Here is a 12,411-nt window from a genome sequence, read left to right as displayed (position 1 = left end):
CTACTTATCAATTATTATCGAAAGAGCATGTTCAATATTTAAGTGATACACGTTTTTCAAATCTTTTGATCCAAGGTTTAGGTTTGTGCCATGCAACGAAAGATTTGAAGACTTTGACATCCCTAAATAGTTAGAAACAATTATAAATAAAGAAGCTGAGATATCTTCTAAGTCATAAACGACACTTGGAATGTTATGTTTTGATACTTCCGACAAAACATCTTCATCGCCAATTAAAGGACAGGTACAGTTTACTACCCAAACACGATAGTTATTAACACGGATCTTATTGAGAATTTGATTAACACTTGGACCATAGGTAAAAATCACACCGACAGGCTCTGTGACTTCTTCTTTATTTAGTATGGTCCATGATGATAATCCCACAGGATCATTGTGACCACGATACCCAGTTAGACCAGTTGGAATTCTTAGGATACGTACCCCTTGTGTAATATCTAAAATCTGAGGCAATAAAGTTGTTGTTTCATCAATATCTTTCCCCATATAAATATGGTTGGTAAAGATTTGTGAATAGGTCAAATCAAAAACACCTTGATTTACGCGTCCAGGACGTGGTGCGAGTCCTGCATCACGCAAGATGATGGTGATATCATCGCTTTCTCTAAACTGTTCTTCAATATGTGGTGCACAGTATTTATAATCAGAAGAATTCATCACAAGCACACACTTGTTTCCCTTCATAGAGTAACCCTTCATCATATCTATTAATGAATTGTGACTCCCACTGCTGATGATATAGTGATCTGGATACTTAATCGCAAAGTCAACTAAATGATCTTGATGACGTATCACGTCATTAAATACGATGATGTCGTCACGTTCTGATAATAGATTATCGATATGTTCGAGATAGTTTTTATACCCCTCTGGCACACTATGATCTGTTTTAAATTTTGGAAATTGAACAGTTGATTGGAAAGACCGGCGAAGGCGCGTCTTGACATGGAATATTTGGGGTCCTTTGAGTGTTTTCGCAACCTGAAAAGCACGAATACATTCCTTAAGGTTTGACCCATTCAACGGTCCTTTGTATTCAAGACCAAATTGAGAAAAAATGGTTGGTTCAATGATACGTTCTTTTAAACCATCACGAACTTTTGTCATAGTTCCAAGTAAAGGTTTCCCAACTGGATTGGACAATAGCATTTTCACATCTTTTTTAAGGGTTGTATACGTTTTACTAATTCTTACTGATTTAATAATTGAATCTACAGAACTATAATGGCGAAGTAAAGAGTTTTGTTCATCAATCACAACGATAATCATGTCTGGATTGTACGTTGCGATTTGGAGCAATGATTCAAATGTCGTTCCATAGTTAAGGGCATAATCATCGATTACCACAATGATTTGTCCATCAGATTCCAAGGCTAAACCACAACCAACACCTAAGCCATAGCCCGGTTGCGAGGATTGATAAAAATCATGTTTATACTCGAAATCAGTTAAATCATCATACCCTCCCATTAAGAAGCGATGGACGATACTTTCTTCTAGATTATCAAACACAATCTGACTTTTTTTGACATCAAAAACATGGTGAAGTGCCATCGTTACTTCCATCACCATCAGGGATCGAGTAAGCGATTCAACACTAAAATGCGTCTTGTTCACTAAGTAGTCGGATATTAAAGACGCCGTATCCTCAAGCTGAGCAATATTCATTGTTTTCAAGTCAAATGCTGGCAGTTTGTTCATGTTCCCTCCTACATAATTCGTTTATCGATTGTTTTAACGAGTTCATACAAACTTTGATTGCTGAGATGATTGTCATGCATCAAATCAAAGATTGTCTTGAATAAGTCATCTAAATAGAGTTGTGCTTTGTCAAGTGACATAAATGAGAGAATTGTCTTTTTGTTGCGGATTAAATCACTTTGAACTGATTTACCAATAATCTCACTGCTTTGTGTAACTTCCAATAAATCATCTTGGATTTGAAAGGCAATGCCTAAGTTTCTACCTAACTTAGAAGCGAAAGGTCTTAGATCATTGCGTTGTGCTAAGACAACAGCCATTTCAAGTGACGCATTAAATAAGCATCCTGTTTTAAGTTCATAACATTTCAGTAATTCTTCAAGTGTGTGAATATCATCAAGAATATCAAGCTCTTGACCTAATATCATCCCATTTGATCCAGCTTGTTTTGCTAGAATCCCAACGCAATCTTTTGCGTTATCACAATCAGATACAAGTTGAAATGCAAACGTTAATAAAGCATCCCCTGCTAGGATTGCAAAATCTTCACCATAAACCTTATGGTTTGTAGGTTTCCCTCTTCTTAAATCATCATTATCAAGCGCAGGAAGATCATCATGCACTAAAGAATACGCATGGATGCACTCAAGTGCACATGCAGCATCCATCCCTATAGACATATTTACGCCTAAGTCTTCAAGTAACGATAAGAGCATAACAGGACGCAATCGTTTACCACCACTTAAAAGTGAGTATTTTAAAGCTTCTTTAACCTTTGAATCTTCCAGTGAATCCACCGATTGTTCAAGATGTATATTTATAGCAGTAATTTTATGAGACAGATTCATTATGCTTATCTACCAAATCCTTTACCTTCGTTTCATATTGTGTCAATTTATCTTGACACTGCTTTGATAACTCAAGTCCTTCTTCGAACAACTTGATCGATTCATCAAGCGGTAAAGTATCACTTTCTAATAATTCAGAGATTTCTGTTAATCGTTTCATCGCTTTTTCAAAGTTAAATTCAGTCATTGTTTTAGTTCCTTTCTGACAATTTTACTTATAAGAATTCCATCTTGCACGCGTGTATTCATTTCATCATTGATATCAATATCATCAATTGACTTAATTACATTTTCACCATGTGAAGATACACTGTATCCACGGATCATAACATTCAGTGGAGAAAGGTAACTCAATGTCTTAAGAATATCACTAAATGCCTTTTTTTTCAAGGTTACAAACCCACTCATTCCCCTGATTAAGTCTTCATTTGATTGAATCGTATCGCGTCTTGCGGTAGATAATTTAAAGTCAATATTCATGTGAAATTGATTGACGGTTTTATCTAATGCCATATTTTGTTTTTGAAATGTATGTTGTAGGTTATAACCCATGGTATCGACGGTTCGTTTCAACATCTGCGTATGCCGTTGAAATTGCTGATAGTGTTGATTCAAACTATAGTTGACGCGATCCAAATCCATCCACCGGTAATTAAACAACGTTTTATAATCTTGATAGTAAGGTTTGTTCTTAATTGTATCAAATGAGTGAGAAAGTGCTACAATCGAACGACTTATACTCATGATATTTGCACGATCAACCTTCTTCAAAGTAATCCGTATTTCTTGTGTATCAGGTGTCACTTCATGAGCAGCTCCAGTTGGAGTAGCTGCTCGATAATCCGCTACATAGTCTGACAAAGTAGTGTCGCTTTCATGGCCAATTCCAGTAACAATTGGTGTTTTGCAATTGTATACAGCCATAATCACTGGAATTGTGTTAAAAGCCCACAAATCTTCGATACTTCCGCCGCCTCGAGCTAAGATAATAACATCTAGTCCCATCTCATCTGCAAATTCAATCTTTGTCACAAGATCTTGGGTTGCACCATCCCCTTGAACAAGGGAGAATAAATCGACTTGTTCTGCTAAGGGCCATCGGCTTCTTAATGTTCGTGTAATATCTGCATGAGCTGCACTCCCCGCTCCACAGATAACACCAATTCTTTGTGGGTATGGTGGAAGACTCTTTTTATGTGAACTCTGGAAATATCCTTTTTCTTCGAGTTCTTTTTTGAGCGCTTCATATTGGATGTAGAGATCACCCAATCCATCCAAGTTCATCTTGGAAACATAAACTTGCATTTGTCCAGTTTGCGGATAAACATCAAAGCGCCCTTGAATGATGACTTTATCGCCATCTTTTGGTTTAAATAATACAGACTGTGCCTGGGATCGAAACATTACTGCAGAGATACGCGCTTTATCGTCCTTCAGTGAAAAATAAAAATGTCCACTAGAATGCGCTTTGAAATTTGACAACTCGCCTACTAATATGACATTTTGAAATAAGGGAATGTCTGAGACGATTCCCTTTACGACTGATAAAAATTCACTGACTGACACTGGATTATTCATCATAATGTATCTAACACTCCATTAATGAGTTTATATGATTCCTCATCTGAGAACTCTTTTGCTAATTCAACCGCTTCATTCACAACAATGGTTTTTGGAACATCACCAAACTCTAGTTCAGCGCAAGCTAAGAGAAGGATGGATTGTTCGATTAGACCCAGTCTTTCAAATTTCCATGTTTTCTTGAGCGTATCATCAATAACCGCACGGTAAATTTCGAAGCGTTCTTCAATTCGATATAATACATTCATAAAATCATCATTTAATTCAAGATATGGGATAAACGTATCCACTGTGATATGAATCATCACATCATCGTTAAGTAAGGATGGCATATCAACAATGATGGGTTCCCATTTCAATTGATTAATCTTATGTCTGATTGCTTTTCGTTTAATAGGTTGTACTTCATCATCTTTATCTACAGGTTGTACCACTGCATTTTCAACACCGAAAAGTGGTTGATTCAATGAAATTTCACGATCACTTTCAGCAAGTGATAAGAAGTATGACCCCTTTAATACTTTGTTAAAAGAAGCGACACCATCTTTATTTGATTTTGCTTTATACAGTGTGCTTGTATTTTTTGAATTCAGCTTGATATTAACATTAGGGATAGCATTCCCTTCCCCATCTTCTACTAATATCATCAACTTATCAAGTTTTGCTACATCACTTACAGATTCAACCAAAGAATCAAAGGATTCATCACGTAATAAGTGCATATATATCAGTGCTAGTGCATGTTGTCGTTGTTCGTGTCTTTTCATTCATTCCTCCACATTAAAAGAAGCAGATATCTGCTTCTAACTAAATCTAAATCCTACTACATTAATAATGATATCTGGATTTCGATAATCAAGCATCAATTCTAATGCTTCTGTCAAATTCTTTTGTAAGTCGGTACATGAATGTTCAACATCTTCACCGTATTTAACTCTAACTTTAAGCACAATTTGCAGTGCATCTTCAGCAATATTTAAGATTGGTGCTGCTTTAATTGTACGTGTTTCATCTAAAAAAACGGAAGTACTTTCATCAATTACTTGACGAACAATAGAATCTACGACTGTGTTTGATACCTTAACACTTCCAAGTCCAGTATCCACACCTTGAATTACTAAATAATCACTCATATATATCACCTTCTTGAATAATTATAACATTAAATTAGCAAAAAACAAAAGAAAACAATGCCAATTCGTATTGAAAGCTAACTTATGTGATAACTCACTTAATGTTGTGTGTGTGACACTTGTAATTTCATAAATTCAATCAAAATAACTGACATCAAAATTTAACATGCTTTAGGTTTTCACCTAAGTGTTCTCTTGCAAATTGAGCATCTTGATTCATTTGATCGATGAGTCCATCAAGTCCGTCAAACTTCAGCTCATCACGAATTCTTACACTGAATGATTGGGTAATAACTTCACCATATATTTCATCGTTAAAATCAAGGATATGGGTTTCAATGGATAACGTTGGTGTTGTATTAAACGTTGGGTTATATCCAATATTAATAATACTGATATATACATTCTCTTTAACTCGTGTATACCCAGCATAAACACCTGGTTTTGGGATGACATACTCTCCAATCAGTTCCATATTCGCAGTAGGAAAGCCAATCAAACGACCTTGCTTTCGTCCATGAATTACTTTACCACTCACACAGTATTCACGACCTAATTCTTGAGTCACAACTTCCATATTTCCTTTTAGGATTTTTTGGATAATATGTGTTGATCCAATTTTTCCAAACTCATCATTTAGAAGATCAATCACATCACATGGTAATATGTCGGCATAATTGGCCTGAATATATGCTGGAGTTCCTTGACCTTTAAATCCAAATCGATAATCATTGCCACAGATGAGAGATTTAACATTAAGTGGTAAGATTAATTTTTCAATAAAATCTTGTGGTGAGAGTCGTGAGATATCTTTTGTAAACCCAATAACCACCATCATATCAAAACCATACGATTCGACAATTCGAGTTTTTTCAACCATAGGTGTAATATGGTTTACTTGATTTGATTCCTTAAGCACTGACCATGGATCGGGATGAAATGTTATAAAAGATGATTTTAAATCTTTCTCAGAAGCTACTTTTAGGGTTTTATGAATCAGTTCCTGATGCCCACGATGAACACCATCAAAATATCCGATACAAGCAGCTGTTTCGTCAAAATCATGTGACAATGAATCCAATGTGTCAATATGTATTACTTTCATTACCATAATCCTCTTTTCACTCTAAAATTTCCTTCTTCTGTCCGCTCACAGACAGCAAATACCTCCCCACAATCCACAAATACTAAATCTTCATCAGTTGGTAAATCAAACCGTTTCCCATGTAAAATTGGCGTTTGAAACTGGGTGTCTTTGATTACTGGAAGTGCAATGTTATCTTTCGTAGGTAATAACACTTCATCTAAACACTCAATATCCTCTAACAAATGCGCATCTTTGAGCGTGAAGTTCCCTACTTTACTTCGAAGTAAAGAAGACATCGAGCCAATGGTTTCGAGTTTTTCAGCAATGTCTTCACAAAGTGTTCGGATATAGGTACCATTGGAGACATGTGCTCTAAAGCAGATGTTTTGTCCATCAAACCAAAGAAACTCAATAGCGTAGATTTCAATATCAGTATACAATGTTTCAACCGCTTGGTTTTGACGATGGTACTCATAGAGTTTTTTTCCGTTAATCTTTTTTGCGGAAACCGATGGAACGCGTTGTTTCATTTTCCCAACCATGGATAAAACAACTGCTTTTACATGATTTTCATCCAGATCACAAAGAGTCTGTTTTTCAACAACCTCACCCCAAATATCTCCGGTATCCGTTTTAAGTCCAAGGGTTAACGTTGCTTCGTAGACTTTATCACTGACTCCGATGTATGGCAGTGCTTTGGTTGCATTGTTAATTGCGACAATTAAAATGCCTTCAGCTTCAGGGTCTAAGGTTCCACTGTGACCAGTCTTTACCCCGAATTTACGCTTTACTTTATGAATCGCATCAAATGATGTCAACCCTTTTGGTTTATACAGACATAAAATTCCACTTTTATTCATACAGTACCCCTTATGGAAGAAAAAGCGGATAAACCGCTCTTACTTCTCTTTATTCTCATCATTAATTTGTTTTAAAATTCCTTCAATCTTTGAACCATATTCGAGTGATTCATCGAGTTTGAAAATCAATTCTGGAGTTCTACGAGTATCAAGTGATTTACTTACTTCTGTTCTTAATAGACCTTTAGCTTTTTCAAGCACTTCCATACCGGTAACCTTATTTGTTTCTTCAAAAAAGCTGACGAAGATGGTAGCAAATGATAAATCATTTGTTACTTCAACATCCGTAACACTCATAAATTTAAGTGCTGGATCGTTCAAACGGTTCGCAATTGTAGATGAAACTACACGCTTAATAATTGACTCAATTCGCTCTTTTTTTACTGTCATAATGGGGGTCCTCCTAGTCTTGAGCTATTTCTTCTTCACCATATGCTTCAATAACATCGCCTACTTTGATGTCATTAAAGTTTTCGATTGTAATACCACATTCATATCCTTGAGATACAGTTTTTGCATCGTCTTTGAATCGTTTTAGGCCTAATACTTTACCATCATAGATCACGACACCATCACGAATGAGGCGACATTTTCCATCTCTAAAGATTTTTCCATCAACAACCATCGATCCAGCAATTGTACCAATTGATGATGCCTTGAAGATTTCACGCACTTCTGCTTGTCCGTAGATTACTTCTTCAAATACAGGGGCCATCATACCCTTCATTGCTGATTCGATTGCTTCAATTGCTTGGTAGATGACATTGTATAAACGAATATCTACACCTTGTTCTTCAGCAACTTTACGCACTGCACTTGTTGGACGAATGTTAAATCCGATAATAACAGCATGGGATGCTGTTGCAAGTAGGATATCATTTTCTGTGATTGTTCCTGCAGTTGCACGGATAACATTTACACGGATTTCATCTGAGCTCAATTGTTCTAATGAACTCTTGAGTGCTTCTGCAGATCCTTGAACGTCCGCTTTAAGAATAATATTAATATCTTGTACTGCACCTTCAGCAATTTGACGTGACAAGTCGTCAAGACTCATTGCACTTGATGCTGAACGATCCGCTTCAACTTTAGCAATATTACGTTTTTCAGCTACAAAACGCGCACGTTTTTCACTGTCATAGGATTTAAAGAGGTCACCCGCTGTTGGAACATCTTGTAAACCAATGATTTCGACAGGCATTGAAGGCAATGCTTCTACTAGTTCGCGTCCATTGCTATCAGTCATCTTACGAATACGTGCGAAGATTGAACCAACAACAAGTGGATCCCCCACATGTAAGGTTCCATTTTGAACAAGGAGTGTTGCGACAGGACCGCGTCCCTTATCAAGTTTCGCTTCAATTACTGTACCAATTGCAGTACGGTTAGGGTTTGCGGATAATTCTTCTAACTCAGTAGCAACAAGAATTGTTTCAAGTAAGTCTTCAATTCCTTCTCCAGTTTTCGCAGAAATCTTCGCGAATACTGTATCGCCACCCCATTCTTCAGGTGTAATCCCTGCATCAGCAAACTCAGAATAAATACGATCAAAGTTTGCCCCAGGTTTATCAATCTTGTTGATTGCAACAATCATGGGTACTTCCGCAACTTTTGCGTGGTCAATGGCCTCGCGTGTTTGTGGCATCATACCATCATCAGCAGCAACAACAATAATAACTAAGTCCGTAACCTTAGCACCCCGTGCACGCATCGCCGTAAACGCTTGGTGACCTGGTGTGTCAAGGAAGGTTAATAATTGATTATTGTGGCGGATTTGATACGCACCAATATGTTGCGTAATTCCACCAAACTCATCGGATACGACATTTGTTTTACGAATGGTATCAAGAAGTGTTGTTTTACCGTGGTCAACGTGTCCCATAATTGTGATAATTGGTGGACGTGGTTTAAGATCTTTTGGATCATCTTGAATATCATCATCAAGTGCAAGTTCATCAATAACCTCAACTTTTTGTGCGGTTACGTTGTATTCCATACAAATTAATTCTACTGTTTCGGAGTCTAGTGATGAGTTAATTGTCACAACAGTTCCCATAAGGAAAAGTAGTTTGATTAATTCACTTGGACTACGTTCTAAACGCTCTGCAAGATCAGTAACAGTAATGCCGTCGAAATATTCGATTTCAGTTACTGTAGGAACCTTCTTCTTGGGTGCAATAGAAGCAGGGTTCTTTGATTTATTCCGGGATTGATTTCCTCTCCCTTTTACGCGTTTGTTCTTTTTCTTTTGACTCATTTATAACTTCACCCTTTCCATAAATTGTTTTTTGAATCATGCGTGTAAACCCAGCATCTATAATGCCAAGTGCTACACGATTTGTTTTACCGATTGAGATGGAGAGTTCATCAACACTCAACAACTCAATTACTGGGATGTTATAAAAAGCACATTTCTTATTGAACATACTTTTCGTTCTATCTGATGCATCCGTAGCTAGCATCACAAGTTTAACGTTACCAGAGCTCAAAGAATCCACTAATTTATCACCAAAGATGCATTTTGAAGCACGTTGGCACAAACCAAGATTTCTTTGAACTTTACTGATCTGAATATCGTTTAAGGAGTTCATCATAAACCTCTTGTGGCACTTTCGTTTTGAGTGCACGATCAAGTGCGCGGTTTTTTTGGGCTAACTCTACGACTTCTTTAGAGCCATGTAGGTAAGCGCCTCTCCCATTTTTTCTGCCAGTATCATCAATTTCTACGGTGTCTTCTGGCGTTAAAACAATACGAATCAGTTCTTTCTTTGGATGTTGTGTCATGGTTACGACACATTTTCTCATTGGAACTTTCTTCATGTCAAATCCTCATCATTAATCTTTATCGTAGTACTCATCGTAGATATCAAAGTCAATATCATCATCGTACCATTCTTCTTGTTCTTGAGTACGTTGTGCATTGATTTCTTCAAGCTCTTCCTCTGAATATTCTGGCAAGATTGAGTATTCTTTTTGTTTCAGAAGTTCTGCAGTATTCACTGGTTTTTCTTCTTCACGTTCAACTTTACGACGACGTCTTGAATAATGACCTTCATCATTTTTCTTTGAAGCAGAAGCAATTTGTTCAAACTTCGAAACATATTCATCCGCACGTGGTTTCAATACTGGACGTTTACGACGAATAATTTCTTTTTCTTCTTCGGTTTGTTCGTGCTCTTCCACAAAATCAGTAGATTCAACTATTTCTTCAATCTCTGCTTCCATTGTGTCGTCTTCACTTACTAATGTAACAGGTTCACCCTCAACAACTACTTCTTCAACAGCCGCTTCAGAAACACTTGCTTCAGATTCAGTTTCAATTTCAGTTTCAGTTTCACTCATTTCCACAACTTCTGTGTCTTCAACCACTTCTACTGTTTCTTGAGGCGCTTCAGTTACTTCTTCCACGGTTTCAACACTGCGTGCGAGAGCTTGTGCTTCGAGGTCTGCTTTGATTTTCACTTCAAAATCAGCCATCAATGCTTCATAATCTAAGCCTTCTGTATTTGCTTCTGTCTGAGACTTAATATCAATACGTTGTTTTGTAAGGCGCACTGCAAGGCGTGCATTCTTACCACGTTTCCCAATTGCAAGTGATAGTTGTGAATCATCAACAACAACCATCAACCCTTTTCCATTTGGATTTGGGAATACTGCCAAGATTTCTGCAGGAGATAATGCATTCTTAACTAAATCAATGGCATTGTCACTCCACTCAAAAATATCGACTTTTTCACCCATAAGTTCTTCGATAATGACTTGAACACGTGAACCGCGCGGTCCAATACATGCACCAATTGGATCAATATCTGGATCATATGAGTATACTGCAATCTTTGTACGTTCACCTGCTTCACGTGCAATCGCTTTGATTTCGACTTGGCCTTGATAAATTTCAGGCACTTCTTTTTCAAAGAGACGACGTACAAGGATTTCGCTTGCGCGAGATACAATAATTTGTGAACCTTTTGTGTCTCGGTTTACATCTGTGATTACCACTTTAATTGTGTGCCCTTCACGGTATGTTTCACCAGGTATTTGAGCTGTCTTAGGCATCACACCCAATGCTTTACCTAAATTGACCACTACAAAACGTTCTTCTACACTTTCAATCATACCATGAACCAGTTCACCTAATTGATCAATATACTCATCATATACGGCTTGTTTTTCTGCTTCACGAATTTTTTGACGGATCACGTTTTTAGCCAATGTTGCGGCAGCACGCCCCAATCCACTAATATCTTCTTCAACACGATAGTAATCCCCAACTTTGAGTTCAGAATCTGCATCTGTAATTTCATCCAGTGCTTTCTCTAACTCATCATCTTCAACTTCTTCAACAACTAAGAATTGGTGGAACAAACGTAGATTCCCAGTTTTTTCATCAAGTTCAATTTCTACTAAAGCATCCGGTACATCAATTTCTTTACGGTATGCTTTTACGAGTGATTCTTTCAGTGCTTCAACGATGATTTCTTTTGAAACATTTCTATTATCAACAATCTCTTGCATTGCTAATACGACATTTTTTATATTCATTTCTTACTCCCTATACTTTAACTGCGAGTCGAAGCAGTTTTATGTTTTTTCTATCTACAGTAAATTCTTTTGAAGTATGTTTGACACGTACGCTTATAATAATTGTCTCATCATCAAGCGATACAAGGTCACCCTCATATTCATTATACCCTTTTTCTGGGTTAATTAACTTAATATATACATACTTTCCTACTGCTAAACTGTATTCAGATTCCACCAGTTCCCGTTCAGCACCTTCCGAACTTACATCAAGTCCAATTTCGTAGTCAATTGCTTCTGCAAACAATGAGGCAGCTTGTGAAACTGTCTCCAAGTCTAAGGCTTCGAGTGAATCCTTATGCGCAAGTCTAATCTCTAATAAATCGTCACCAACTGAGTGAGTTTTGACGATTTTAAGATTTAACGTATCGGCTACTTTATTTAATGTATCTATATATGTCACAATCTATCACTCCTTTTAAACATAAAGCAAGGAGTGGCGTAACCACTCCTTGACTTCTCTACGTACTAATTATACTATTTTTGATAACGAATTGCAAATATATTTATCTTGTGCTGACGTGCTTGCGATTCGACCTACAATTACTGCATTTGACCCCATAAAAACACGAGAAATTACAGCACTTTCAACCATTTTT

General features: G+C 37.0%; 14 protein-coding genes. All 14 read right to left on the bottom strand.

What is annotated here, in order from left to right:
* Positions 1-1,722 carry a 1-deoxy-D-xylulose-5-phosphate synthase N-terminal domain-containing protein gene (locus AOC36_RS04900; RefSeq protein ID WP_067632004.1) on the bottom strand — a complete coding sequence of 574 codons (1,722 nt, stop codon included), beginning with the start codon at positions 1,720-1,722 and terminating at the stop codon, positions 1-3.
* An 8-nt stretch (positions 1,723-1,730) separates the two neighbouring features.
* Positions 1,731-2,570 carry a polyprenyl synthetase family protein gene (locus AOC36_RS04895; protein WP_067632001.1) on the bottom strand — a complete coding sequence of 280 codons (840 nt, stop codon included), beginning with the start codon at positions 2,568-2,570 and terminating at the stop codon, positions 1,731-1,733.
* On the bottom strand, positions 2,554-2,757 hold the full coding sequence (xseB, locus tag AOC36_RS04890; protein WP_067631999.1) for an exodeoxyribonuclease VII small subunit: 204 nt from the start codon (positions 2,755-2,757) through the stop codon (positions 2,554-2,556). The genes AOC36_RS04895 and xseB overlap by 17 nt, the downstream gene beginning before the upstream one ends.
* Positions 2,754-4,151 (bottom strand): exodeoxyribonuclease VII large subunit, encoded by a 1,398-nt coding sequence (gene xseA, locus AOC36_RS04885; RefSeq protein ID WP_067631998.1) that lies wholly within the window; start codon positions 4,149-4,151, stop codon positions 2,754-2,756. Before xseA ends, xseB begins: the two co-directional genes overlap by 4 nt.
* Positions 4,148-4,918, bottom strand: a complete 771-nt coding sequence (locus AOC36_RS12470; RefSeq protein WP_067631996.1) for a transcription antitermination factor NusB — start codon at positions 4,916-4,918, stop codon at positions 4,148-4,150. The genes xseA and AOC36_RS12470 overlap by 4 nt, the downstream gene beginning before the upstream one ends.
* Before the next feature lie 36 nt (positions 4,919-4,954).
* Positions 4,955-5,284, bottom strand: coding sequence for a hypothetical protein (locus AOC36_RS04875; RefSeq protein WP_067631993.1), 330 nt, complete (start codon positions 5,282-5,284; stop codon positions 4,955-4,957).
* A gap of 154 nt (positions 5,285-5,438) precedes the next feature.
* On the bottom strand, positions 5,439-6,389 hold the full coding sequence (ribF, locus tag AOC36_RS04870; RefSeq protein ID WP_067631990.1) for a riboflavin biosynthesis protein RibF: 951 nt from the start codon (positions 6,387-6,389) through the stop codon (positions 5,439-5,441).
* Entirely contained in the window at positions 6,389-7,231 is an 843-nt protein-coding gene (gene truB, locus AOC36_RS04865) for a tRNA pseudouridine(55) synthase TruB (RefSeq protein ID WP_067631988.1), read from the bottom strand. Before truB ends, ribF begins: the two co-directional genes overlap by 1 nt.
* Positions 7,232-7,270: 39 nt before the next feature.
* Positions 7,271-7,621: a 30S ribosome-binding factor RbfA gene (gene rbfA / locus AOC36_RS04860; protein WP_067631986.1), complete on the bottom strand. Its 351-nt coding sequence runs from the start codon at positions 7,619-7,621 to the stop codon at positions 7,271-7,273.
* A 13-nt stretch (positions 7,622-7,634) separates the two neighbouring features.
* On the bottom strand, positions 7,635-9,488 hold the full coding sequence (gene infB, locus AOC36_RS04855; RefSeq protein ID WP_067631984.1) for a translation initiation factor IF-2: 1,854 nt from the start codon (positions 9,486-9,488) through the stop codon (positions 7,635-7,637).
* Entirely contained in the window at positions 9,430-9,822 is a 393-nt protein-coding gene (locus AOC36_RS04850; RefSeq protein ID WP_067631981.1) for a L7Ae/L30e/S12e/Gadd45 family ribosomal protein, read from the bottom strand. Before AOC36_RS04850 ends, infB begins: the two co-directional genes overlap by 59 nt.
* On the bottom strand, positions 9,791-10,051 hold the full coding sequence (gene rnpM, locus AOC36_RS04845; protein WP_067631978.1) for an RNase P modulator RnpM: 261 nt from the start codon (positions 10,049-10,051) through the stop codon (positions 9,791-9,793). The genes AOC36_RS04850 and rnpM overlap by 32 nt, the downstream gene beginning before the upstream one ends.
* Before the next feature lie 15 nt (positions 10,052-10,066).
* On the bottom strand, positions 10,067-11,773 hold the full coding sequence (gene nusA / locus AOC36_RS04840) for a transcription termination factor NusA (RefSeq protein WP_067631975.1): 1,707 nt from the start codon (positions 11,771-11,773) through the stop codon (positions 10,067-10,069).
* 10 nt (positions 11,774-11,783) lie between these two features.
* Positions 11,784-12,215, bottom strand: coding sequence for an LSm family protein (locus AOC36_RS04835; protein ID WP_067631973.1), 432 nt, complete (start codon positions 12,213-12,215; stop codon positions 11,784-11,786).
* Positions 12,216-12,411: the final 196 nt, after the last annotated feature.

It is taken from the genome of Erysipelothrix larvae (assembly GCF_001545095.1).
Taxonomy (GTDB): domain Bacteria; phylum Bacillota_I; class Bacilli_A; order Erysipelotrichales; family Erysipelotrichaceae; genus Erysipelothrix; species Erysipelothrix larvae.
The sequence above is the reverse complement of the archived record's forward strand: the minus strand, read 5'-3'. Positions and strand labels throughout refer to the sequence as shown.